The sequence below is a fragment of the Klebsiella sp. MPUS7 genome (assembly GCF_009905335.1).
Lineage (GTDB): Bacteria > Pseudomonadota > Gammaproteobacteria > Enterobacterales > Enterobacteriaceae > Klebsiella > Klebsiella grimontii.
This window is the reverse complement of the sequence record NZ_CP047604.1, coordinates 1,534,524-1,558,707: the sequence shown is the minus strand read 5'-3', so window position 1 is coordinate 1,558,707 and position 24,184 is coordinate 1,534,524. Positions and strand designations below refer to the sequence as shown.

20 protein-coding genes are annotated in these 24,184 nt (G+C 55.6%); 4 read left to right on the top strand and 16 right to left on the bottom strand.

Annotated elements, in window-relative coordinates:
* Positions 1-4: 4 nt before the first annotated feature.
* From nuoI to GUC22_RS07425, 9 genes are all read right to left on the bottom strand, one after another.
* Positions 5-547, bottom strand: coding sequence for an NADH-quinone oxidoreductase subunit NuoI (gene nuoI, locus GUC22_RS07465; protein WP_004104066.1), 543 nt, complete (start codon positions 545-547; stop codon positions 5-7).
* Positions 548-561: 14 nt separating this feature from the next.
* The gene (gene nuoH, locus GUC22_RS07460; protein ID WP_004870946.1) at positions 562-1,539 is read right to left on the bottom strand and encodes an NADH-quinone oxidoreductase subunit NuoH; all 978 of its coding nucleotides are present in this window, start codon (positions 1,537-1,539) and stop codon (positions 562-564) included.
* The gene (gene nuoG, locus GUC22_RS07455) at positions 1,536-4,262 is read right to left on the bottom strand and encodes an NADH-quinone oxidoreductase subunit NuoG (RefSeq protein WP_160183448.1); all 2,727 of its coding nucleotides are present in this window, start codon (positions 4,260-4,262) and stop codon (positions 1,536-1,538) included. The genes nuoH and nuoG overlap by 4 nt, the downstream gene beginning before the upstream one ends.
* A 32-nt stretch (positions 4,263-4,294) precedes the next feature.
* Complete coding sequence (gene nuoF, locus GUC22_RS07450; protein WP_004870941.1) at positions 4,295-5,632, bottom strand: NADH-quinone oxidoreductase subunit NuoF; 1,338 nt, start codon at positions 5,630-5,632, stop codon at positions 4,295-4,297.
* Entirely contained in the window at positions 5,629-6,129 is a 501-nt protein-coding gene (gene nuoE / locus GUC22_RS07445) for an NADH-quinone oxidoreductase subunit NuoE (protein WP_004104075.1), read from the bottom strand. Before nuoE ends, nuoF begins: the two co-directional genes overlap by 4 nt.
* A 2-nt stretch (positions 6,130-6,131) precedes the next feature.
* Positions 6,132-7,940 carry an NADH-quinone oxidoreductase subunit C/D gene (gene nuoC / locus GUC22_RS07440; protein ID WP_004104077.1) on the bottom strand — a complete coding sequence of 603 codons (1,809 nt, stop codon included), beginning with the start codon at positions 7,938-7,940 and terminating at the stop codon, positions 6,132-6,134.
* Positions 7,941-8,026: 86 nt separating this feature from the next.
* On the bottom strand, positions 8,027-8,701 hold the full coding sequence (nuoB, locus tag GUC22_RS07435) for an NADH-quinone oxidoreductase subunit NuoB (RefSeq protein WP_002913178.1): 675 nt from the start codon (positions 8,699-8,701) through the stop codon (positions 8,027-8,029).
* Between the two features lie 15 nt (positions 8,702-8,716).
* Positions 8,717-9,163 (bottom strand): NADH-quinone oxidoreductase subunit NuoA, encoded by a 447-nt coding sequence (gene nuoA, locus GUC22_RS07430; protein ID WP_004870939.1) that lies wholly within the window; start codon positions 9,161-9,163, stop codon positions 8,717-8,719.
* A 651-nt stretch (positions 9,164-9,814) separates the two neighbouring features.
* Positions 9,815-10,741 (bottom strand): LysR family transcriptional regulator, encoded by a 927-nt coding sequence (locus tag GUC22_RS07425; protein WP_004870937.1) that lies wholly within the window; start codon positions 10,739-10,741, stop codon positions 9,815-9,817.
* An 889-nt stretch (positions 10,742-11,630) separates the two neighbouring features.
* On the opposite strand from GUC22_RS07425, the gene alaA reads away from it, so the two are divergent.
* Both alaA and yfbR read left to right on the top strand, forming a co-directional pair.
* Complete coding sequence (alaA, locus tag GUC22_RS07420) at positions 11,631-12,848, top strand: alanine transaminase AlaA (protein ID WP_024359267.1); 1,218 nt, start codon at positions 11,631-11,633, stop codon at positions 12,846-12,848.
* Positions 12,849-12,935: 87 nt separating this feature from the next.
* Positions 12,936-13,535 carry a 5'-deoxynucleotidase gene (gene yfbR / locus GUC22_RS07415; RefSeq protein ID WP_004870934.1) on the top strand — a complete coding sequence of 200 codons (600 nt, stop codon included), beginning with the start codon at positions 12,936-12,938 and terminating at the stop codon, positions 13,533-13,535.
* Between the two features lie 53 nt (positions 13,536-13,588).
* Here the strand turns inward: yfbR and GUC22_RS07410 are convergent, their stop codons facing one another.
* The 4 genes from GUC22_RS07410 to yfbV form a co-directional block, all read right to left on the bottom strand.
* A complete protein-coding gene (locus GUC22_RS07410) occupies positions 13,589-15,421 on the bottom strand; it encodes an SLC13 family permease (RefSeq protein ID WP_004870932.1) in 1,833 nt (610 codons plus the stop codon).
* A gap of 76 nt (positions 15,422-15,497) precedes the next feature.
* Positions 15,498-16,157, bottom strand: a complete 660-nt coding sequence (locus GUC22_RS07405; RefSeq protein ID WP_024359268.1) for a sugar phosphatase — start codon at positions 16,155-16,157, stop codon at positions 15,498-15,500.
* Positions 16,158-16,168: 11 nt separating this feature from the next.
* The gene (locus tag GUC22_RS07400; protein ID WP_004123152.1) at positions 16,169-16,663 is read right to left on the bottom strand and encodes a YfbU family protein; all 495 of its coding nucleotides are present in this window, start codon (positions 16,661-16,663) and stop codon (positions 16,169-16,171) included.
* Between the two features lie 86 nt (positions 16,664-16,749).
* Entirely contained in the window at positions 16,750-17,205 is a 456-nt protein-coding gene (gene yfbV / locus GUC22_RS07395; RefSeq protein WP_024359269.1) for a terminus macrodomain insulation protein YfbV, read from the bottom strand.
* A gap of 336 nt (positions 17,206-17,541) precedes the next feature.
* Here yfbV and ackA point away from each other — a divergent pair, with 336 nt between their 5' ends.
* Positions 17,542-18,744 (top strand): acetate kinase, encoded by a 1,203-nt coding sequence (gene ackA / locus GUC22_RS07390; RefSeq protein ID WP_004123156.1) that lies wholly within the window; start codon positions 17,542-17,544, stop codon positions 18,742-18,744.
* Positions 18,745-18,820: 76 nt separating this feature from the next.
* Positions 18,821-20,965 (top strand): phosphate acetyltransferase, encoded by a 2,145-nt coding sequence (gene pta / locus GUC22_RS07385; protein WP_024359270.1) that lies wholly within the window; start codon positions 18,821-18,823, stop codon positions 20,963-20,965.
* Between the two features lie 46 nt (positions 20,966-21,011).
* Here the strand turns inward: pta and GUC22_RS07380 are convergent, their stop codons facing one another.
* From GUC22_RS07380 to GUC22_RS07370, 3 genes are read right to left on the bottom strand one after another with little or no spacing between them, the layout of a single operon-like run.
* Positions 21,012-21,965 (bottom strand): transketolase family protein, encoded by a 954-nt coding sequence (locus tag GUC22_RS07380; protein ID WP_004870922.1) that lies wholly within the window; start codon positions 21,963-21,965, stop codon positions 21,012-21,014.
* The gene (locus GUC22_RS07375) at positions 21,958-22,788 is read right to left on the bottom strand and encodes a transketolase (RefSeq protein WP_004870920.1); all 831 of its coding nucleotides are present in this window, start codon (positions 22,786-22,788) and stop codon (positions 21,958-21,960) included. The genes GUC22_RS07380 and GUC22_RS07375 overlap by 8 nt, the downstream gene beginning before the upstream one ends.
* A complete protein-coding gene (locus tag GUC22_RS07370) occupies positions 22,785-24,176 on the bottom strand; it encodes a PTS ascorbate transporter subunit IIC (RefSeq protein WP_049131209.1) in 1,392 nt (463 codons plus the stop codon). Before GUC22_RS07370 ends, GUC22_RS07375 begins: the two co-directional genes overlap by 4 nt.
* Positions 24,177-24,184: the final 8 nt, after the last annotated feature.

Here is a 24,184-nt window from a genome sequence, read left to right as displayed (position 1 = left end):
CTCCTTACGGTAACAGGCTCTTGACGTCGATAGGCTTGGCTTCGTTCTCTGCTTCGCCCTTATCTTTGCCGTCGATTGCCATACCCGCCATCCGGTAGAAGTTATATTCCGGGTATTTACCCGGACCGGAAATCAGCAGATCCTCTTTTTCGTACACCAGATCCTGACGTTTGTATTCGCCCAGCTCAAAGTCCGGGGTCAACTGAATCGCCGTGGTCGGGCACGCTTCTTCGCACAGGCCGCAGAAAATACAGCGTGAAAAGTTGATGCGGAAAAACTCCGGGTACCAGCGGCCGTCTTTGGTCTCCGCTTTTTGCAGAGAGATACAGCCTACCGGACAGGCTACCGCACACAGGTTACAGGCAACGCAGCGCTCTTCGCCGTCCGGATCGCGCGTCAGCACGATACGGCCACGGTAGCGCGGCGGCAGATATACCGGCTCTTCCGGGTACATCCGAGTTTCTCGTTTGGCAAAGGCGTGCATCCCGATCATGCAGATACTGCGGACCTGGGTGCCAAACCCTACCAATAATTCTTTTAAGGTCATGGTCAATTCACCCCTTATTGCGCCTGCCAGAGAATGACAGCCGCCGTTACCAACAGGTTGATCAGCGTTAACGGCAGGCATACCTTCCAGCCAAAGGACATTACCTGGTCATAGCGCGGACGCGGTAATGATGCGCGGATCAAAATGAACATCATCATAAAGAACGCGGTTTTCAGCGCGAACCAGATGAAAGGAGGTAACCATGGGCCATTCCAGCCGCCGAAGAACAGCGTCACAATCAGCGCCGATACGGTAACAATGCCGATATATTCACCGACGAAGAACAGACCGAACTTCATGCCGGAATATTCGATGTGGTAACCGTCGGCCAGCTCCTGCTCCGCTTCCGGTTGGTCAAACGGGTGACGGTGACATACCGCTACGCCCGCAATCGCAAAGGTCACAAAGCCAAAGAACTGAGGAATAACGTTCCACAGATGCGCCTGGTTGTTGACGATATCGGTCATGTTGAATGAACCGGCCTGCGCCACTACGCCCATCAGGGAAAGCCCGAGGAATACTTCGTAGCTCAGGGTCTGGGCAGAAGCACGCATCGCGCCAAGCAGCGAGTATTTGTTGTTGCTCGACCAACCGGCGAACAGCACCGCATAGACCGCCAGGCCTGCCATCATCAGAAAGAACAGAATCCCGATGTTTAAATCGGCCACTACCCACGTCGGGCTGACCGGCACAATGGCGAAGGCCAGCAGCAGCGAAGTAAAGGCGATAACCGGCGCCAGAGTAAAGATCACGCGATCCGAGAAGCGCGGAACCCAGTCCTCTTTAAAGAACATTTTGATCATGTCGGCGACGAGCTGCAGCGAACCGCCCCAGCCCACGCGGTTAGGTCCATAACGGTTCTGGAACAGGCCCAGCAGACGACGTTCGCCGAAGCTCATAAACGCGCCGCAGGTCACCACGACCAGCAGAATCACCACCGCTTTAAGGATGCTTAACAGAATGTCGATGAGATCGGGAGTTAACCAACTCATGCTTTCGCCTCCTGCAGAGTATCAATACGCGCTCCGGTCAGTACCGGCGCAATCCCTGGCATGCCCATCGGTAAGCCAACCTGCCCTGCCGTCAGCCCCGCCGAAATCACCAGCGGCAGGCTAAGCGCCTGGCCATCAACGCGCAAAGAGACCATTGCGCCTTCGTTCACCCCAAGCTTCGCGGCATCTGCCGGGTTCAGCTTAACGTACGGCTGCGGCATGCGGCTCTGGAATATCGGAGAACGCTGCGACAGCTCGTCGCTGCCGAACAGGTGATAGTAAGGCGCGATACGCCATTTCCCGTCCTCTGCCTGGAAGCTTGCCGGTACTGCGGTAAAGTACTCAAGACCGCTAGCGGAAGCTTCAAACAGACGCACGCCCGGATCGCCGTGGCGCAGTTTACCGCCCACTTCATCCTGGAACTTGTTCCACGCCTGCGGGGAGTTCCAGCCCGGAGCCCAGGCAAATGGAATTTGCGAGCGCGGCGCGGACGGCTGGTTGTTCCCTTCCATGGAGAAGGCGAACATGGTGTCTTTATCCTGCGGCTGACGCGGTTCATGCACGCTGATGTTGGCGCGCATCGCCGTACGACCGCTGTAGCGATGCGGTTCACGGGCCAGCTTCTGGCCGCGAATGCGGAAGGTCGCATCCGGCGCGGCGTCTTTGATACCGGCCAGCTGCGGCAGTGCGGCAACGGCAGCGTCAATCACGTGGTCCAGCTGGGTCCAGTCAACCTGACGATTGTTCACGGTGCTGTGCAATGAGTGCAGCCAGCGCCAGCTCTCCAGCATTACGGTTTTCGCGTCGTAGTAGGCCGGGTCGTAAACCTGGAAGAAGCGCTGGGCGCGACCTTCGTTGTTGACCACGGTACCGTCGCTTTCCGCAAAGCTTGCCGCGGAGAGCACCAGATGCGCTTTTTCCATAATCGCCGTACGCTGATGGTCAACCACCATTACCAGCGGCGCTTTCGCCAGCGCCGCATCAACGCGGGCGGCTGAAGCGTGGCGGTGCAGGTCGTTTTCCAGCACGATAACCGCATCGGCTGCGCCGGTTTCCAGTTCGCTCAGCGCCTCTTCAAGCGAGCCGCCGCTGATCATGCCGAGGCCAACGCTGTTGACCGCGCGGGCGACCATCGTCACGCCGACATCGGCGCCGCGGCCTTTCAGGGCTTTCGCCACGTTGGCCGCCGCCTGAATCACTTCAATGCTGCCGGCGTTGGTTCCGGAGACAATCAGCGGTTTTTTCGCTCCGGCTAACGCCTGAACGATCACGTCGATTTTGCCTTTCAGCTCGCCGCTCAACCCTTCGACCGCCGGGGCGCTTTCATCCAGCGCATGGGCGATGGCAAAGCCGAGGCGCGCCTGATCTTCCACCGGCGCGCGGTAGGTCCATGCGGCGATGTCATCGAGGCGGGTGTCATCAATATTGGTGACAAACAGCGGATGCTTCGCGCGCTGGCCGATGTTAAGGATCGCGGCGATCTGCCAGTCGGCGACTTTCTGCGCCGCCGCCATTTCGCGCGCTTTGCCTTTCACCGCCTGACGCACCGCCAGCGCGATACGCGCGCCGGTCTGGGTGATGTCTTCGCCGAGGATCAGCACCGCATCGTAGGATTCGATTTCGCGCAGCGCCGGGGTATGGATACCGCCTTCGCGCAGCACTTTCAGCATCATCTGCAGGCGCTCTTGTTCGCCCTTCGCGATGCCGGTATAGAAGTTCCCGGCGCCGACCAGTTCGCGCAGCGCGAAGTTGCTTTCGAGGCTGGCGCGCGGGGAGCCGATACCGATCACTTTCTTCGACTGGCGCAGAATATCCGCCGCCCCCTGCATCGCCTGCTCGGCGTTAAGGGTAATCAGATCGTCACCGCGGCGTTGAACCGGCTGACGCGGACGGTCTTTGAGATTCACATAGCCGTAGCCGAAACGACCGCGGTCGCAGAGGAAGTAGCGGTTAACGGTACCGTTATAGCGGTTTTCGATACGACGCAGTTCGCCATAGCGTTCGCCGGGGCTGATGTTACAGCCGATGGAACACTGCTGACAGATGCTTGGCGCAAACTGCATGTCCCATTTACGGTTATAACGCTCGGAGTGCGTTTTATCGGTAAACACGCCGGTCGGACAGACTTCCACCAGGTTGCCGGAGAACTCGCTTTCCAGCGTGCCGTCTTCCGGGCGCCCAAAGTAGACGTTGTCGTGAGCGCCGTAAACGCCAAGGTCGGTGCCGTCGGCATAATCTTTGTAGTAGCGGACGCAGCGGTAGCAGGCGATGCAGCGGTTCATTTCGTGCGAGATGAACGGCCCCAGATCCTGGTTGCGGTGGGTACGCTTGGTAAAGCGGTAGCGACGGAAGCTATGACCGGTCATCACGGTCATATCCTGCAAGTGACAGTTGCCGCCCTCTTCGCACACCGGACAGTCATGCGGGTGGTTGGTCATCAGCCACTCAACTACGCTTTCGCGGAACTGCTTCGCTTCTGCGTCGTCGATGGAAATAAAAGTGCCGTCGGATGCCGGAGTCATACAGGACATCACCAGGCGGCCACGCGTGTCTTCCGCGTTCTGATATTGCTTCACCGCACACTGGCGGCAAGCACCGACGCTCCCTAGCGCCGCATGCCAGCAAAAGTATGGAATATCAAGGCCCAGAGAGAGACAAGCTTCTAGCAGGTTGTCCGCTCCGTTGACCTCGTATTCTTTGCCGTCTACATGAATCGTAGCCATTTGCGTGCTTCCAAAAATAAAAAACCTTTAGATTACCAGCGCGTCTTAAGCAGGTTCGGCTGAATACCGTTAATTGCATGGGTATTGCTGAACTGCTGCTTAATGCCAGCCTCGAATTCTTCGCGGAAATATTTGATCGCGCTCTGCAGCGGTTCAACCGCGCCCGGCGCGTGCGCGCAGAAGGTTTTACCCGGACCGAGGAATCGACACAGTTGCTCAAGCGTCTCGATATCCCCCGGCTGGCCTTCGCCGCGCTCCAGGGCGCGCAGGATCTTCACGCTCCACGGCAGGCCGTCGCGGCAGGGCGTACACCAGCCGCAGGATTCGCGGGCAAAAAATTCTTCGAGGTTGCGCACCAGCGGAACCATGCCGATCTCGTGGTCGACGGCCATCGCCAGCGCGGTACCCAAACGGCTACCCGCTTTACCAATGCTTTCGAACTCCATCGGCAAATCGAGGTGCGCTTCGGTCAGGAAGTCGGTGCCCGCGCCGCCCGGCTGCCAGGCTTTAAACTTCAGACCATCGCGCATGCCGCCCGCGTAATCTTCGAGGATCTCGCGCGCGGTGGTGCCGAACGGCAGTTCCCAGACGCCCGGGTTCTTCACCCGTCCAGAGAAGCCCATCAGCTTGGTGCCGGCGTCTTTACTGGTAGAAATGTTCTGATACCACTCGACGCCGTTGGCCAGAATCGCCGGAACGTTGCACAGGGTTTCAACGTTGTTCACGCAGGTCGGTTTCCCCCATACGCCGGAGCTGGCCGGGAACGGCGGCTTCGAACGTGGATTGGCGCGGCGGCCTTCGAGGGAGTTAATCAGCGCGGTTTCTTCGCCGCAGATATAGCGCCCTGCCCCAGTGTGCACAAACAGTTCGAAGTCAAAACCGGTGCCAAGGATATTTTTCCCCAACAGGCCCGCTTCGGTCGCTTCGGCGATTGCCCGGCGCAGGTGCTGCGCCGCTTCGATATATTCGCCGCGCAGGAAGATATAGCCGCGGTAGGCTTTCAGCGCGAACGCGGAGATCAGCATGCCTTCCACCAGCAGGTGCGGCAGCTGTTCCATCAGCAGGCGGTCTTTATAGGTGCCCGGCTCCATTTCATCGGCGTTACACAGCAGGTAACGGATGTTCATGGACTCGTCTTTCGGCATCAGGCTCCACTTCAGACCGGTGGAAAAGCCCGCGCCGCCGCGCCCTTTCAGGCCGGCGTCTTTTACCGCAGTGACGATTTCATCCGGCGCCATGCCGGAGAGCGCTTTACGCGCCCCGGCGTAGCCGTTTTTACTCTGGTATTCATCCAGCCATACCGGCTGTTTGTCGTCGCGCAGACGCCAGGTTAACGGATGGGTTTCGGCAGTACGAATAATGGTTTTCATTTATACCGCTCCAGGAGGTCAGGAATCGCTTCCGGCGTCAGATAACTGTGAGTGTCCTCATCAATCATCATGGTCGGCCCCTTGTCGCAGTTGCCCAGGCAGCAGGTCGGCAGCAGAGTGAAACGGCCATCAAAGGTGGTTTGACCCGGTTTGATATCCAGCTTCTTCTCGATCGCCGACTGAATGCCCTGGAACCCGGTGATATGGCACACCACGCTGTCGCAGTAGCGAATCACGTGACGACCCACCGGCTGGCGGAAAATCTGGCTGTAGAAGGTCGCCACGCCTTCTACGTCGCTGGCCGGGATCCCCAGCACATCGGCGATAGCGTAGATTGCGCCGTCCGGCACCCAACCGCGCTGCTTCTGAACGATTTTCAGCGCTTCAATGGACGCCGCACGCGGGTCTTCGTAGTGGTGCTTTTCGTGCTCAATCGCCTCACGCTCTGCCGCACTCAGCTCAAAAGCCTCGGTTTGTGGTTGTTGATTCTCGTGCATAATTAGCGGTCCACGTCTGACATAACAAAATCGATACTACCCAGATAGACAATCAGGTCGGAGACCAGACTGCCGCGAATAGCGGCCGGGATCTGCTGCAGGTGCGCGAAGCTTGGCGTGCGCACGCGGGTACGGTAGCTCATAGTGCTGCCGTCGCTGGTCAGGTAGTAACTGTTAATACCCTTGGTCGCTTCAATCATCTGGAAGGATTCTTGCGCCGGCATGACCGGCCCCCAGGAAACCTGCAGAAAGTGCGTAATCAGGGTTTCGATATGCTGCAGCGTGCGCTCTTTCGGCGGCGGCGTCGTCAGCGGGTGATCCGCCTTGAACGGGCCTTCCGGCATGTTATCGAGGCACTGCTGAAGAATGCGCAGGCTCTGGCGCAGCTCTTCCACTTTCAGCATCACGCGGGTGTAGCAGTCGGAGACGCCACCGCCGGTCGGGATTTCAAAGTCGAAGTTTTCATAGCCAGAATAAGGACGCCATTTACGTACGTCGAAGCCGATGCCGGTCGCGCGCAGGCCCGCGCCGGTGGTGCCCCACTCCAGCGCTTCTTTGGCGTTGTAGGCGGCAACCCCTTTCGAACGACCGATCAGGATGGTGTTGCGCAGCGCGGCCTTTTCATAGGAATCCAGACGCTTCGGCATCCACTCGAGGAATTCACGCAGCAGGCGATCCCAACCGCGGGGCAGGTCGTGCGCGACGCCGCCGATACGGAACCAGGCCGGGTGCATACGGAAGCCGGTAATTGCTTCCACCAGATCGTAGATCTTTTGGCGGTCGGTAAAGGCAAAGAACACCGGCGTCATCGCCCCGACGTCCTGGATAAAGGTGGAGATGTACAGCAGATGGCTGTTGATACGGAACAGCTCGGAGAGCATTACGCGGATGACGTTGACGCGATCCGGCACGGTTATTCCCGCCAGTTTCTCCACCGCCAGCACGTACGGCATCTCATTAACGCAGCCGCCGAGGTACTCAATACGGTCGGTATACGGAATGTAGCTGTGCCAGGACTGGCGCTCGCCCATCTTCTCAGCGCCGCGGTGGTGGTAGCCGATATCAGGAACGCAGTCGATGATCTCTTCGCCATCAAGCTGCAAAATAATACGGAACGCACCGTGCGCGGAGGGGTGGTTAGGGCCGAGGTTAAGGAACATAAAGTCCTCGTTTTCGGTCCCGCGCTTCATGCCCCACTCTTCCGGTTTGAAGGTCAGCGCTTCCATTTCCAGATCCTGTTTGGCTTTGGTCAGCTCAAACGGGTCAAATTCGGTTGCGCGCGCCGGGTAGTCTTTACGCAGCGGGTGGCCTTCCCAGGTCGGCGGCATCATGATGCGGCGCAGATTCGGGTGACCATCGAAGGTCACGCCAAACATCTCCCAGGTTTCACGCTCATACCAGTTAGCGTTCGGGAACAGTTTGGTGAAGGTCGGCAGATGCAGATCGTTTTCAGACAATGCGACCTTGAGCATGATGTCGCGATTGCGGTCGATTGAAATCAGGTGATAGAAAACGGAAAAATCCGCGGCGGGTAAACCGTCGCGGTGCGTGCGCAGACGTTCGTCCATGCCATGCAGGTCAAACAGCATCACGTAAGGCTTCGGCAACTTCTTCAGGAAATCACCCACCTCAAGCAGCTGTTCACGCTTCACCCAAACCACCGGAACGCCGGTGCGGGTTGGCTGAACGGTAAAGGCATCCGGCCCAAAACGGTTGCGCAGTTCGCCGATCACCGGGTCATCAAGGTGATCGCGGGTTTGCCAGGCTGGTGCGGCGTCATGCGCGGTTAAATCGGTCATATTGTTCACCATTGCAAAAGGTCCGTGGTGACTGCCGGCGAGACTTCGCGCTGTAGTAGATTGATTTGCGAAGTTTTCATCCCGCCCGCAGGCGCAAGTTAAATCTCGTCCGGAGTCCGCAGATTGGTCACTGCAATACGTTCGCCGCGTTTACGCTCGCGTTCCGACTGCATATTGGCGCGATAAACGCCCTGATCGCCTACCACCCAAGAGAGCGGACGACGTTCTTTACCAATGGATTCCTGCAGCAGCATCAGCGCCTGCATATACGCTTCCGGACGCGGCGGACAGCCCGGGATGTAAACATCAACCGGAATAAACTTATCCACGCCCTGCACGACAGAGTAAATATCGTACATACCGCCGGAGTTGGCGCATGCGCCCATCGAGATAACCCACTTCGGCTCCAGCATCTGGTCATAAAGACGCTGAATGACCGGCGCCATTTTGGTAAAGCAGGTGCCCGCGACCACCATCAGGTCAGCCTGACGCGGGGAGGCACGCAATACTTCTGCACCAAAACGCGCAACGTCATGCACCGCAGTGAATGACGTCACCATTTCCACGTAGCAGCAAGAAAGGCCAAAGTTGTAAGGCCAGATTGAGTTCTTACGGCCCCAGTTCACCATGTCATGCAAAGCGTGTTCGAGTTTCCCCATATACACGCTTTTGTTGACTTCTTGCTCCAGGGGGTCGGTTACGATCTCCTGTTTTTGCAGGGGGTAACGGTCGTTCTCACCGTTAGGATCGATGCGGGTGAGCGTATAATCCATCTTATTGCCTCGCTTTTACTGCGTATGACGGTTAGTGGGACTGTCTGTTTCCGGGTTAACCAGCGTGCGACGGGAGCGCGCAGGCGTCCAGTCCAGAGCGCCAATACGAACGAGGTAAACCAGACCAGCCAGTAGCACTAAAATGAAAATTGCGGCTTCCACAAAGCCGACCCAGCCGCTTTCACGGATAGAAGTCGACCATGCGTAGAGATACAGGGCTTCCACGTCGAAGATAACGAAGAACATGGCAACCAGATAAAACTTCGCAGAAAGACGTAAGCGAGCCGAACCGACGGAGTCGATCCCGGATTCAAACGGCGTGTTCTTGCTACGCGCGCGCGCGCGTCCGCCAAGGTACCAACCGCCGATAAGCATCAGGCAGCACAGGCCGATAGCGATGATGAGAAATATAGCGAATGCCCAATGATGAGCGATGACTTCAGTGGATGTTGACATACGCATTGCTTAACCAAAAAAGTGTAGCGCTAAAACCCTCTGCTCTTACTGGCAGATGAACGCCACAGCGTTTCACGGGGAGGAATAAAAAAATAGCCGTGCAAAAAAGCGTCCCTGGGTGATGTGGAAGGCCAGTTGCGGTGGCTTTTTACTCCTTTCATTAACCTTTTGTCAACTTTAACAAAAGTTTTCACAACATTAATTTACATTGGATTTTTTTCATTAACATTAAATGCCCTTTTATGCGGAATAACCTTGCATACTCTTCGGATTTAGTGCTGTTGAATCGTGTCCGTTTCCGCCGTAAATCAAAATTACCCGCCTATTTTGACAGGATTTAGCCACGATTCCTCCCCCTAAAGAGGGGTATTTTCTTGATCTGTGACACGCTTTTGTTAATTCAACCAAGAAAACGGCAACAAACTATCCGGTTTTTTAACATTAGCAGGAAGTATTGAAAGTGCAGAGAAAAGTCGAGAAATGAGAGGAAGAGCAGATCTAACTCACTGATTTACATCAAAACAAATCAACAAAACATTCTATTAATCAATAAAATTTGAAAAAAACGAACCGCAGCGGCGATTTCACACGTCGGGGGTTCGTTTTTACACTTACATTTTGTTACCAGTTTTTGTGATGTTTGTTAGCTTTTCCCACTCAGGAAATAAGGGAATTATCTCCCCCTTCGGGGGTATAAACACGTTGCGTGGACCACGGCTGGTACTCCGCGCTCAGCGACTGAAAAATAGCCTGCGTCAGTTCGCTTGCCTGCTGAGAATCGCAGTTCAGCATATAGTGGGTATCCGGCAGCACGGGTAAGCCGTCACACCGCCCCGGAACGCGGAATTCAGGGCTCATCATCTCTACCGGCTGCGCGGTCACCCCAAGCCCGGCCTTCACCGCCGCCTTCACCCCGGCCATTGAGGTTGCCGCGTGGGAAAGATGCCAGGGGACGCGAGCGGCGTTGAGCACCGCAACGATCTCTTCCCGAAACGGATCCGGGGCATCCAGCAGAACAAGCGGGACAGACTCGCCCTGAGGGAGGACGTAGTCCGCTGCGCAGTACCACAACGTTGGCGAAGCGCGTAGCGTCAGCATGTCAAAACCCTTCGTGGGTCGGGTGGTCAGCGCAAGATCGATAGCTCCCTTCTTCAGCCGATCGACGATATCAATATGATTGAGAACTTTGATTTCAAGCGTCAGCCGCGGATAAAAACTGCCAATCCGATTTAATAAACACGGTAAAATAGTATCCGCTGTCTCATCTGACGCACCAACGGTCAGCGTTCCCTGCAGGCTACCGAACATGAGCGACATGCAGGCTTCATCATTAAAACGCAGAATTTTCCGCGCATAGCCCAACAGCTGAATGCCCTGCTCGGTCAGAAGTTTATTGCGTCCTTGGCGAGCAAAAAGTTCTTTGCCGACCAGCTGCTCCAGCCGCTGCATCTGCTGGCTTACCGCTGACTGAGTCCGGCATACCGCAACGGCGGCAGCGGCAAATGTATTGAGATCGGCGACGGCAACAAAGGTTCTCAAGAGGTCGAGGTCTAAATTTAGTATCGAACGATTTTCATTTATCATATTTGCTTCACATTCAGGCGGCTAATGCTGACCTGCCTTGTTGATGCTGTGCTCCAGGTTTCCGGCTATTCCTTAAGCTTCGCGTGACCCGCCACGGACAGACGGATGAACAACTGGACGAACGTTATTGCATTAGAAAGCACTCATCCGCAGCAAATGCGCGGAATTTCAGAGTAATATTTTGCTCGTATGCCTGAGCGCTTTTAATTACGGCGCTTTGTTTTTTGTGATGAGACGCAAAAAATAGCCGTCAATGACCATTGCCTGCATCCGCACCAGCGACAAACTTTGCCATCGCGCTCAGGAAGATAACAAAAACCTGCAATAACAATGTATTAATAAAGAAACAGGCTACCTGGCATAGCCTTATATCGGTATTAACGACGTTATTCTAACCGAAAACCACAATATTTATAAGAGTTAATCAGTATTATCTCAGGCAATTTTAAATGCTGACCCGCGCTTTAATTAAATTAAAAATCTAAGAATATTCCTTGCATAAAATAAAACTCATTTATCAATTAAATGCTTTTCATTAAAAATATCTGGCAAAGTTGTTAAAACATTCTGTGTATTGTGAATTAAACGTACATATGAAAGTGACGCGGTTTTTGCGCAAAAAATAAGCACTTATTTCCGTTAAATCAACAAGCCAGATAAACGTTTACAGAATCAGTGGATAACGCAATATATGACCACCAATGAAAGTATTAAAGGTTTATTGTATAAACAAAACACCCACCCACCAGAGAAATCAATTAAACCAAAAAAACATGAATAGCAAAATCTTCTCCTGTTAACCCTTCAAAACAGCGGGGATGCGGAGTACATTATTCCGTGCTGACTTCCACGGCAGGGAGTGGCGATAACAGCTAAAAGGTCAAGGTTCATGTCCCCCATCGAAAAATCCAGCAAGTTAGATAACGTCTGTTACGACATCCGCGGCCCGGTTCTGAAAGAGGCGAAACGCCTTGAAGAAGAAGGCAACAAAGTCCTGAAGCTGAACATCGGCAACCCAGCGCCGTTTGGCTTTGACGCGCCTGACGAAATCCTCGTTGACGTCATCCGCAACCTCCCGACTTCCCAGGGCTATAGCGATTCAAAGGGCCTCTATTCCGCACGTAAGGCCATCATGCAGCATTACCAGGCTCGCGGCATGCGTGATGTGACGGTCGAAGATATTTATATCGGCAACGGCGTTTCCGAACTTATCGTTCAGGCCATGCAGGCGCTGCTGAATAGCGGCGATGAAATGCTGGTTCCGGCGCCGGATTATCCGCTCTGGACCGCCGCAGTCGCGCTTTCCAGCGGTAAAGCGGTGCATTATCTCTGCGATGAGTCGTCCGACTGGTTCCCGGACCTCGACGATATCCGCGCGAAAATCACCCCGCGTACCCGCGGCATCGTGATTATCAACCCGAATAACCCAACCGGCGCGGTGTACTCAAAAGAGCTGCTGATGGAGATCGTCGAGATCGCCCGCCAGCATAATCTGATTATTTTCGCCGATGAGATCTACGACAAAATCCTCTACGATGAGGCGCAGCACCACTCTATTGCGCCGCTGGCCCCGGATCTCCTCACGATCACCTTCAACGGTCTGTCAAAAACCTACCGCGTTGCCGGCTTCCGCCAGGGCTGGATGGTGCTTAACGGGCCGAAGAAACACGCAAAAGGCTATATCGAAGGTCTGGAGATGCTGGCCTCTATGCGCCTGTGCGCCAACGTCCCTGCCCAGCATGCGATCCAAACCGCTCTCGGTGGCTATCAGAGCATCAGCGAATTTATTGTTCCCGGCGGGCGCTTATATGAGCAGCGCAATCGCGCCTGGGAGCTGATTAATGACATTCCGGGCGTATCGTGCACCAAGCCGAAAGGCGCGCTATATATGTTCCCGAAAATCGACGCTAAGCGCTTTAATATTCACGATGACCAGAAGATGGTGCTCGATTTTCTGCTGCAGGAAAAAGTCCTGCTGGTTCAGGGTACCGCCTTTAACTGGCCGTGGCCGGATCACGTGCGTATCGTGACCCTTCCGCGCGAAGACGATCTTGAAATGGCGATTACCCGTTTCGGGCGTTTCCTTTCCGGCTACCACCAGCTCTGACTTCATCTGTCCAGCCGCCGGGATTTGCATCCGGCGGCAATCCCTGCGCACAATGTCACCCGACGTCGTAACTGATTAAGGGTTCCTATGAGTCAGAGTCATTTCTTTGCCCACCTCTCCCGCCTGAAACTGATCAACCGCTGGCCGCTGATGCGTAATGTGCGCACCGAAAACGTCTCCGAACACAGCTTACAGGTCGCGATGGTGGCCCATGCGCTGGCGGCGATCAAAAATCGTAAATTTGGCGGTCAGGTTAACGCCGAGCGCATTGCCCTGCTGGCGATGTATCACGATGCCTCGGAAGTTCTGACCGGCGACCTGCCGACGCCGGTAAAATATTTCAACTCGCAGATCGCGCAAGAATACAAGGCCATCGAGAAAATCGCCCAGCAGAAACTGGTCGATATGGTTCCTGATGAACTGCGCGATATTTTTGAGCCGCTCATCGACGAACAGCACTACAGCGACGAGGAAAAATTCCTTGTCAAGCAGGCAGATGCGCTTTGCGCCTATCTGAAGTGTCTGGAAGAGCTATCGGCGGGGAATAATGAATTTCTGCTGGCCAAAGGCCGCCTTGAGAAAACGCTGGAATCGCGCCGCAGCGCAGAGATGGACTACTTTATGCAGGTTTTCGTGCCGAGCTTCCACCTTTCGCTTGATGAAATCAGCCAGGATTCGCCTTTATAAAATAACCGCTCCCCGGCCAGCCGCAGCCTGACCGGGGAAAGAACGCTGCTGAATCAGAACGGAAACAGCACCGGGATCAGCAGAACGCACACCACCATCACCAGGATAGTAAACGGCACGCCGATTTTGACAAAATCGCTGAATGAGTATTTACCCGGCCCCAGTACCAGTGTGTTCACCGGCGACGATACCGGCGTCATAAACGCCGCCGAGGCCGCCATGGCGACCACCATCGCAAAAGGATAAGGCGAAACGCCCATCGACTTTGCCGCGGCCAGCGCAATGGGCGCCATCAGTACCGCGGTGGCCGTATTGGATATAAACAGGCCGATAGCCGCGCACATCACAAACAGGCAGCCAAGCATCAGGTACGGTCCTTTACTTCCCGCCACGTCCATTAATCCCTGCACCACCAGATCCACGCCGCCGGTTTTCTGCAGCGCCAGAGCAAAAGGCATCATCCCAACGATCAAAATAATGCTCGGCCAGTGAATGGCTTTATAGGCGCTTTCGGCGTTAATACAGCGGAATTTCCCCATCAGCAGGCAGGCAACGATCGCCGCTATGGGGTTCGGAATTTCGTCAGTCAGCATCAGCGCGACCATCAACACCAGACAGAAAATTGCGTGCGGCGCCTGGCTGTGCGCCGGCGAGGCGTCATTAACCTCAATGGGCATATTCAGCACCACAAAGTCACGACCCCGCTTAGCCAGCAGCGCTATCTGCCGCCAGTTCCCCACCACCAGCATGATATCGCCAAGCTGCAAAGCTTCATCGGTGACCGCGCCGTCAAGAGCTTTACCATCGCGTTTCAGACCCACGATGTTCAAATCGAAACGGGTACGAAAGGCGATTTCGCGCACCGTCTTGCCAATCAGTTCGGAATCCGGGATCAGGGAGACTTCCGCCATCCCTACGTCCAGCGCCTGATCGGAAAAGTATTCGCCGCGCAGCACCATGGGCTCCAGCATTTGCTCGCCGCAGAACTGACGTAAATCCACATCGGAAGCCGACATATCGATCAGCAAAACGTCGCGGGCGCGGAACTCCGATACGCCGTTAACGTTAACGATAACCCGCCGGAAGCGCCGCCAGCGCTCAACGCCGATGACGTTCGCCCCATAGCGCTCGCGCAGTTTCAGGTCGTCCAGGCGCTGACCAATCATCGGCGAGCCAGGGCGAATGGCCAGGCGGCGCGCGCGCCCTGTGAGATGATAATCTTTGATAAGATCGCGGAAGGTGCTTCGCTTACGACCATCGCGGACCTGTTCGCCTTCGTCTCCCTTAAGCATAAAGCGCATCACCAGCATATAGAAAACGCCCAGTACCAGCACCACCAGGCCTATCGGCGTGACGCTAAAAAAGCTGAATCCTTGCAGCCCTTCGCGTAACAGCTCGCTGTTGACGACCAGATTGGGCGGTGTGGCCACCAGAGTCATCATTCCGCTAATAAGTCCGGCAAAACTGAGCGGCATCATCAACCGCGAAGGTGACGTGTTCATGCGCATTGACACGCTGAGCACCACGGGAATAAAAATGGCCACCACGCCGGTCGAGCTCATAAAAGCGCCTAGTCCGGCAACGGTTAGCATTAAATAGACCAGCATTTTGGTTTCGCTGTTACCGGCAACCTTCACCAGCCAGGAGCCCATTTTGGTGGCGACCCCGGTGCGCACCAGCCCATCGCCAATAATGAAAAGCGCGGCGATAAGGATAACGTTGGGATCGCTAAATCCCGAGAAGGCCTCGCTGAGCGTTAAGGTGCCGCTAAGGACAAAAGCGACAATCACCAGCAATGCGATAGCATCCATGCGCACTTTTCCGGTGGCAAAGAGTACGACGGCTACGGCAAGAAGAGATAACACCCAAATCAGTTCACCGTTCACAACTTATCCTTGTCAGAAGATGGAGTTGGAAGTTTGGCATAAAAAAGCCCCGCCGGCGCGGGGCTAAATCATGAGATTAATCTTTAAGGCTAACATTCACATTGCCGTCAGGCAGGCGCTCAACCAGCAGATTTTCAAGCGTTGTTAACACCAAATCAGCTTCATCAAGACGCGGCGCATCGGCGGGCACATTGACCGCGATGGTCCGACAACCGGCATTCAGCCCAGAGAGCAACCCGGCAGGGGCATCCTCCACCACGGCGCAATCTCCCGGCGCCAGCCCTAACAGCTCGGCCCCAAGCAGATAGGCATCCGGAGCGGGTTTCCCGTGCTTTACGCGCTCGGCGGTGACGAAAACCTTCGCCTCAGGCAGCCCCGCGGCGCGGTGACGGGCGTGGGCGACGGGAATCGAACCTGACGTCACGATCGCCCAAGGGATCCCCGCGTCATCAAGCGTCCTGAGCAGCGCCACCGCTCCCGGCAGCGCCGTTACGCCATCCGTATCCGCTGCTTCGACCTTTTCCAGCCAGACGAACTCGGACTGAATCTCTTCTTCGCTGCGGCCGGGAAGAAAATGACGTAATGAGGTTATCGCCTGTTTGCCATGAATAAAGTTCAACACTTCATCATGAGGGATACTGAATCGATCCGCCCATTTGCACCACGAACGCTCCACAACCGGCAACGAATCGACCAATGTCCCGTCAAGATCAAACAGGAAACCTTTACACTGCACGGGAACCTCCATCAGGCGTTGATAATTTGATTAATTTCGTTACTGCTTAAATGATACTGGCGCGGGCAGGAGTGCCAGGTGCTCAGCATGCGCTGGTATTTTTCCCACATTGGGGTCTGGGAGTTAAAGCCGTGAGTCCCGGCGTCAAAGTGGCTGTAGCGCCCTTCAACGTTAACCATAAAGCGGACATAGCCGAGGTAGCGGGCCTCGGTCGCCACGTCAAAGCCGAGGAAGGTGACCCGACGCTCGTCAATCCCGCTGGCGTCCTTCAGATTCGTCCAGGAGACATGCAGCGCGTGATACATCTCCATGATATCAATGATGGTGCGACACGTTTCTTCGGTAAGCTGGCCAAACTCGCGGTCCAGCTCGCGCATCTGCAGCCCGTATCCACGCTCAATGATGGTCTGCAGGCGGCGGTAGCGTTCAGCGTTGTCCGGATCGAGCATCGTCATCATTTTGTATTGATTCGACAGAATCAGACGCTGCGCATTGGTCATTTCCATTTTTGACTCCTGTTGCACTTTTACGGCGTGAAAAAAGAAGGCGCATGAATTATGCGCCTTCTTTTATATGCGTTTTCCCGATGCAATTACAAATCATCAAGGAAAGTTTTATCCAGTTGTTTGAAGGCGCGCTTAAGCGTGTCAGCTAAAGCCTGATAATCAGGCTTTCCGTCTACCGGCGTTAACGCCTGCCCGGCCTCCTGCAGTTTACCGCGCACTTCATAAAACCAGCTCAGTATCGACGGCGGCAGCGGCGTCACTGAACGCTTGCCCAACCACCATAAACCCTGCATCGGCAGGCTCAGCGCAAACAGCGCGGTGGCGACGGCCGGGCCCAGCTGGCCACCGAGGGCGATTTGCCAACACAGCGTGAAAATCGCCACCGGCGGCATGATACGAATCGCATAACGCGTGGCGCGAATAATGCGGTTTTCAATAAACACCGGAGCAAGGCGCTTATCCAGAGGCCAGGTCTTTGCATAATGCTGCCCGTGGCGAAACAAGCCAAAAAAACTCACAGAGCGATTCTCGGGACCGGACATGGCTTACCTCAACTTTACATATAAAACTTAAAAATTTTGTGCAAAACACCAACTGTGCATGACAACGTTCAAAAGATTTTGGCAATGGCGCACTCAATCAGGTATTCTGTGCGCACCTGAGGGGCGGTTAGACCCTTTTACCAGGTTAGTCAAATTATCGCATATTCTGCCACTGGCTGAAAATTATGCAAAATGACATAAAATCAAATGTACTTCTCTCATCGTGCCCGAAAACAGTACAAGGCATGATGTTAATCATAAATGTCAATGTCATCCTGCGCTACGCTTTGTGACACACTGACGTTTTTTTAGCCACGTATCATAAAAGGTACTTCCATGTCGAGTAAGTTAGTACTGGTTCTGAACTGCGGTAGCTCCTCTCTGAAATTCGCTATCCTTGATGCCGTCAACGGTGACGAATACCTGTCTGGTTTAGCAGAATGTTTCCATCTTCCTGAAGCCCGTATCAAATGGAAAATGGATGGCAGCAAGCAAGAAGCCGAATTAGGCGCTGGCGCTGCTCACAGTGAAGCGCTGAACTTTATCGTTAACACTATTCTGGCACAAAAACCAGAACTGTCTGCTCAGTTGACCGCAATCGGCCACCGCATCGTTCACGGTGGTGAAAAATACACCAGCTCCGTCGTTATCGATGACTCCGTTATTCAGGGAATTAAAGACTCCGCGTCTTTCGCCCCGCTGCACAACCCGGCGCACCTGATCGGTATCGCAGAAGCCCTGAAATCCTTCCCTAATCTGAAAGACAAGAACGTTGCCGTGTTCGACACCGCGTTCCATCAGACCATGCCGGAAGAATCTTACCTCTATGCCCTGCCGTACAGCCTGTACAAAGAACACGGCGTACGTCGCTACGGCGCGCACGGCACCAGCCACTTCTATGTGACTCAGGAAGCCGCGAAAGTTCTGAACAAACCGGTTGAAGAGCTGAACATCATCACCTGCCATCTGGGCAACGGTGGTTCCGTTTCCGCTATCCGCAACGGTAAATGCGTTGACACTTCCATGGGTCTGACTCCGCTGGAAGGCCTGGTGATGGGTACGCGTTCTGGCGATATCGACCCGGCAATCATTTTCCATCTGCACGATGCCCTGGGCATGAGCGTAGACGCCATCAACAAAATGCTGACTAAAGAGTCCGGCCTGCTCGGTTTGACCGAAGTGACCAGCGACTGTCGCTATGTTGAAGACAACTACCAGGAAAAAGCTGACGCTAAACGTGCAATGGACGTTTACTGCCACCGCCTGGCAAAATACATCGGCTCTTACACCGCGCTGATGGACGGTCGTCTGGACGCCGTTGTGTTCACCGGTGGTATCGGTGAAAACGCCGCGATGGTTCGCGAACTGTCTCTGGGCAAACTGGGCGTACTGGGCTTTGAAGTTGATCACGAGCGTAACCTGGCTGCCCGTTTCGGCAAGTCTGGCTTCATCAACAAAGAAGGCACTCGCCCGGCTATCGTCATTCCGACCAACGAAGAGCTGGTCATCGCGCAGGACGCCAACCGTCTGACCGCCTGATTCCACACCGCCAGCCTAGCTGGCGGTGCTGTTTTGTATCCCGCCTGATACTGGCGGTAACGAAAGAGGATATATCGTGTCCCGTACAATCATGCTGATCCCTACCGGAACCAGCGTAGGCCTGACCAGCGTCAGCCTCGGTGTTATCCGTGCTATGGAACGTAAAGGCGTTCGCCTGAGCGTCTTTAAACCTATCGCTCAACCGCGTGCCGGTGGCGATGCGCCAGACCAGACCACCACCATCATTCGCGCGAACTCCGACCTTCCGGCCGCAGAGCCGTTGAAAATGAGCCACGTTGAGTCGCTGCTCTCCAGCAACCAGAAAGACGTGCTGATGGAAGAGATCATCGCCAACTACCACGCCAACACGCAGGATGCTGAAGTGGTGCTGGTTGAAGGTCTGGTCCCGACCCGCAAACATCAGTTTGCCCAGTCTCTGAACTACGAAATCGCGAAAACGCTGAACGCTGAAATCGTCTTTGTGATGTCCCAGGGTACCGATACCCCGGAACAGCTGAAAGAGCGCATTGAGCTCACCCGCAGCAGCTTCGGCGGCGCGAAAAACACCAGCATCACCGGCGTCATCGTCAACAAGCTGAATGCGCCGGTTGACGAACAGGGCCGTACTCGCCCGGACCTGTCGGAAATCTTCGACGACTCTTCCAAAGCAAAAGTCGTGAAGATCGATCCGGCTCAGCTGCAGAACGGTAGCCCATTACCGGTTCTGGGCGCGGTGCCGTGGAGCTTCGATCTGATCGCCACCCGCGCGATTGATATGGCGCATCACCTGAACGCCACCATCATCAACGAAGGCGACATCAATACCCGCCGCGTGAAGTCCGTCACCTTCTGTGCGCGTAGCATTCCGCACATGCTGGAACACTTCCGCGCAGGTTCTCTGCTGGTCACTTCCGCGGACCGTCCTGACGTACTGGTCGCCGCCTGCCTGGCCGCGATGAACGGCGTGGAAATCGGCGCCATCCTGCTGACCGGGGCCTATGAAATGGACCCGCGCGTCAGCAAGCTGTGCGAACGCGCGTTTGCTACCGGCCTGCCGGTATTCATGGTTAACACCAACACCTGGCAGACCTCTCTGAGCCTGCAGAGCTTCAACCTGGAAGTGCCGGTTGACGATCACGAGCGCATCGAGAAAGTTCAGGAATACGTGGCTAACTATATCAACGCCGACTGGATTGAATCCCTGACCGCGACTTCCGAGCGCAGCCGTCGTCTCTCTCCGCCAGCCTTCCGCTATCAGCTCACCGAGCTGGCGCGTAAAGCAGGCAAGCGTGTTGTGCTGCCGGAAGGCAACGAACCGCGTACCGTTAAAGCCGCGGCTATCTGCGCCGAGCGCGGTATCGCGACCTGCGTACTGCTGGGTAACCCGGATGAAATCACCCGCGTTGCCGCTTCTCAGGGCGTAGAGCTGGGCGCCGGTATTGAAATCGTTGACCCGGAAGTGGTTCGCGAAAGCTACGTTGCTCGCCTGGTCGAGCTGCGTAAGAGCAAAGGCATGACCGAAGCGGTTGCCCGCGAGCAGCTGGAAGACAACGTGGTTCTCGGCACCCTGATGCTGGAACAAGACGAAGTCGACGGCCTGGTATCCGGCGCGGTTCACACCACCGCCAACACCATCCGTCCGCCGCTGCAGCTGATCAAAACTGCGCCGGGTAGCTCTCTGGTCTCTTCCGTATTCTTCATGCTGCTGCCGGAACAGGTTTACGTTTACGGCGACTGCGCGATCAACCCGGATCCGACCGCTGAACAGCTGGCTGAAATCGCTATCCAGTCCGCAGACTCCGCGATTGCCTTCGGCATCGAACCACGCGTAGCCATGCTCTCCTACTCCACCGGTACCTCTGGCGCCGGCAGCGATGTAGAGAAAGTACGCGAAGCGACGCGTCTGGCGCAGGAAAAACGTCCTGACCTGATGATCGACGGCCCGCTGCAGTACGATGCTGCGGTCATGGCTGACGTAGCGAAATCCAAAGCGCCGAACTCTCCGGTTGCCGGCCGCGCTACCGTGTTCATCTTCCCGGACCTGAACACCGGTAACACCACTTACAAAGCCGTACAGCGTTCTGCCGACCTGATCTCTATCGGGCCGATGCTGCAGGGGATGCGTAAGCCGGTGAACGACCTGTCCCGTGGCGCGCTGGTTGACGATATCGTCTATACCATCGCCCTGACCGCGATTCAGTCGTCCCAGCAGCAAGCATAATCTGCCCGCTGGATGAAAAAAGGCGACCTCACGGTCGCCTTTTTATTTACAGCAGCTCTCGCGCCGCCGAGACAATATCATGCGCCGTCAGGCCATACTCCTTCTGCAGAAAGTCCTGCGTTCCCACCTGGCCATAGCGCTCCTTCACCCCCACACGACGCATCGGAACCGGGCAGGTCTCCACCAGCACTTCCGCCACCGCCGATCCCAGCCCGTTATGAATACTGTGATTTTCACAGGTCACGATACGCCCGGTTTTTTCGGCGTAATTTTTCACCAGCATGCGGTCGATGGGCTTCAGGGTAAACATATCAATCACCGCCGCGCTGACCCCTTCCTGCTCAAGCTGACGCGCTGCCTCAAGGGCTTCCGCCACCATGATCCCGTTGGCTATCAGGGTGATGTCGTCACCTTCGCGCAGCACATTACCTTTGCCAATCGTGAACGTCGAACCCGGCGCGTAGACGCTCGGCGCCTGTTTGCGGATCGTGCGTACCCAGTAAAAACCGTCGAGATCGATAAGCTGCCGCAGGATATCCTCGAACATCACCGCATCGGTCACTTCCAGCACCACCGAATGCGCGAGGCCGCGCACAATCCCCATATCTTCAAATGACATATGGGTTCCGCCGTTATGACAGGCGGTCACCCCCGCGTCAGAGGCAATCACTTTGACGTTATTCCGCTGATAGTCCAGCGCCATAAACAGCTGGTCGAAGCAGCGGCGGCTGGCGAAAGCGGTAAAGGTATGGACAAACGGCTTGCGCCCGGTCAACGATAGCCCGGCGGCGGTGCCGATCACGTTCGCTTCCATAATGCCGCAATTGATGACGTGCTGTGGATGCTGCCGCGCAACGCCATCCATCGCCATAGAGCTCATCAGATCCGCTTCCAGGGCGATAATCGGGCTATGGGCTTCAATCTGCTGCGCGACAAACCCGGCATAGACTTTACGCATCTCTACGGCATCTTTTTGTCCTGCAGGTGCAACTTTAATCATGTTCGGCCTCCAGCTGGCGAATCGTCTCGTTTAGCGTCTCTTTCATCTCGTCCGTCAGGCGCAAGTGATGGTTATTACTGAGATTCTCGAGATACGGCACGCCCTGGCCTTTCACGCTATCGAGAATGACTACCCGCGGGCGCGCATCGACGGGAGGAACGGGCTGCACCGCCGCCAGCAGTCCGGGGATGTCATCGCCTTTGACGGTAACGACGTCAAAACCAAAGGCGCGGAATTTATCTTCCAGATTGAAGGCGCGAATGATCTCGTCCAGCCTGCCGTCAAGCTGTAGCTTGTTCCAGTCAACAAACACGGTCAGATTATTCAGGCGATGATGGGCAATAAACTGGAACGCTTCCCAGCACTGGCCTTCATTCAGCTCGCCGTCGCCAACGATGCAGAACACCCGATTCGCCCGCCCCGCCAGCTTATGCGACAGCGCCATTCCGCCGGCGATGGAAATCCCCTGTCCCAGCGAGCCGGTAGTGGCGTCCACCCCGCGCGTTTTCAGCCGGTCCGGGTGGCTTGGCAGCCGCGTACCGTTCTGGTTTAGCGTACTCAGCTCCTCTAGCGGAAAATATCCCTTAATCGCTAACGTGCTGTATAGCGCCGGGCCGGCATGACCTTTCGACAGCACAAAGTAGTCGCGCTCGGGCCAGTCCGGATCGGCGGGGTCGATTTTCATCACCGCGCCGTACAGTACCGCCAGCGTCTCCACAACCGACATACTGCCGCCGTAGTGGCCGAAACCGAGATCCGTCAGCGATTTAAGGGTGGCGACGCGAATATCCCGCGCCAGTTGGGTCACTTCTTTCACATTCATGATTTAGCTCCGCTGTTCTCCTGCGTGCCGCCGCCCGCAGATCTCTTTTTCGCAAAAACGTTGTACACCACCAGCAGTACGAACAACGCCACCACAAGTCCGGTAATGGCAAACGGCGACAAATAGCGGGCCAGGTTACCCAGCACGATACCGACGGCGCCGAAATCCGCATCCGAAAAAGTGGTGTTGGCAAAGCCAATCGCGCCCAGCACCGGCAGCAGCAGTACCGGCAGGAAGGTGATCAGCAGGCCGTTGGCAAACGCCCCGATCATCGCCCCGCGCCGCCCACCGGTGGCGTTGCCAAATACGCCGGCGGTCGCGCCGGTAAAGAAATGCGGCACCACGCCGGGCAGAATCAGCACCCACTTGAACTGCCCGCAGAGGAACAGCCCGACCAGGCCGCCGAGGAAGCTGAACAGGAAGCCAATCAGTACCGCATTGGGCGCATAGGGATAGACCACCGGGCAGTCCAGCGCCGGACGGGCATTAGGCACCAGCTTCTCCGAAAATCCGGTAAAGGCCGGGACGATTTCCGCCAGGATCAGACGTACCCCTTGCAGGATGATGAACACCCCGGCGGCGAAGGTAATCGCCATGATGATGGCGTATACCAGGTAGTTCTGGCCGCCGCTGAAGGTGCTTTCAACATATTCACGCCCCGCGCTCACCGCCATAATCAAATAGATAATCATCATGGTCAGCGAAATGGAGATGGAGCTGTCGCGCAGGAAGCTCAGGTTTTTCGGTAGGTTCATCTCTTCGGTTGAACGCGAGCCTTTACCGCAGACGCTACCGATCCATCCCGAAAGGACATAGCCCAGGGTGCCGAAGTGGCCGAAAGCGATGTCATCCGTGCCGGTAATACGCTTCATATAGCGCTGGGCCAGCGCCGGGAAGAACGCCATCACCAGGCCGAGGATCAGGGAACCGGTAAAGACCAGCCCGATACCTTCAAAACCCGCCACGGTAAGAATCACGCCGATCATACAGGCCATATAGAAGGTGTGGTGGCCGGTCAGGAAGATATACTTCAGACGCGTAAACCGGGCGACTACAATATTCGCTACCATCCCGAACGCCATTATAAGCGCGGTTGAAGCACCGTATTTTTCCAGCGCAATAGAAACAATCGCCTCGTTATTAGGAATAATGCCCTGAATATTAAAAGCATGCTCAAACATGCCCCCCAGCGGATTCAGCGAACCGACTAATACCGTCGCGCCGCCGCCGAGAACAATAAAACCCAGAATAGTTTTAATCGTTCCCTTGACGACATCGGAGAAAGATTTCTTTTGCGCTACCAGACCAATTAAGGCAATTAAACCGACCAGTACCGAGGGTACTTTGAGTATATCAACAACAAAATTCAGCGTTTCAAGGATAAACATATCCACCT

Bases quoted from the DNA above. Each gene is read 5' to 3' on its own strand.
- nuoI (WP_004104066.1), bottom strand. From the start codon at position 547: ATGACCTTAAAAGAATTATTGGTAGGGTTTGGCACCCAGGTCCGCAGT.
- GUC22_RS07400 (WP_004123152.1), bottom strand. From the start codon at position 16,663: ATGGAAATGACCAATGCGCAGCGTCTGATTCTGTCGAATCAATACAAA.
- nuoF (WP_004870941.1), bottom strand. From the start codon at position 5,632: ATGAAAACCATTATTCGTACTGCCGAAACCCATCCGTTAACCTGGCGT.
- GUC22_RS07425 (WP_004870937.1), bottom strand. From the start codon at position 10,741: ATGATAAATGAAAATCGTTCGATACTAAATTTAGACCTCGACCTCTTG.
- nuoB (WP_002913178.1), bottom strand. From the start codon at position 8,701: ATGGATTATACGCTCACCCGCATCGATCCTAACGGTGAGAACGACCGT.
- nuoG (WP_160183448.1), bottom strand. From the start codon at position 4,262: ATGGCTACGATTCATGTAGACGGCAAAGAATACGAGGTCAACGGAGCG.
- yfbR (WP_004870934.1), top strand. From the start codon at position 12,936: ATGAGTCAGAGTCATTTCTTTGCCCACCTCTCCCGCCTGAAACTGATC.
- yfbV (WP_024359269.1), bottom strand. From the start codon at position 17,205: ATGTCCGGTCCCGAGAATCGCTCTGTGAGTTTTTTTGGCTTGTTTCGC.
- GUC22_RS07380 (WP_004870922.1), bottom strand. From the start codon at position 21,965: ATGATTAAAGTTGCACCTGCAGGACAAAAAGATGCCGTAGAGATGCGT.
- alaA (WP_024359267.1), top strand. From the start codon at position 11,631: ATGTCCCCCATCGAAAAATCCAGCAAGTTAGATAACGTCTGTTACGAC.
- nuoC (WP_004104077.1), bottom strand. From the start codon at position 7,940: ATGGTGAACAATATGACCGATTTAACCGCGCATGACGCCGCACCAGCC.
- nuoH (WP_004870946.1), bottom strand. From the start codon at position 1,539: ATGAGTTGGTTAACTCCCGATCTCATCGACATTCTGTTAAGCATCCTT.
- nuoA (WP_004870939.1), bottom strand. From the start codon at position 9,163: ATGCGTATGTCAACATCCACTGAAGTCATCGCTCATCATTGGGCATTC.
- ackA (WP_004123156.1), top strand. From the start codon at position 17,542: ATGTCGAGTAAGTTAGTACTGGTTCTGAACTGCGGTAGCTCCTCTCTG.
- GUC22_RS07370 (WP_049131209.1), bottom strand. From the start codon at position 24,176: ATGTTTATCCTTGAAACGCTGAATTTTGTTGTTGATATACTCAAAGTA.
- GUC22_RS07375 (WP_004870920.1), bottom strand. From the start codon at position 22,788: ATGAATGTGAAAGAAGTGACCCAACTGGCGCGGGATATTCGCGTCGCC.
- nuoE (WP_004104075.1), bottom strand. From the start codon at position 6,129: ATGCACGAGAATCAACAACCACAAACCGAGGCTTTTGAGCTGAGTGCG.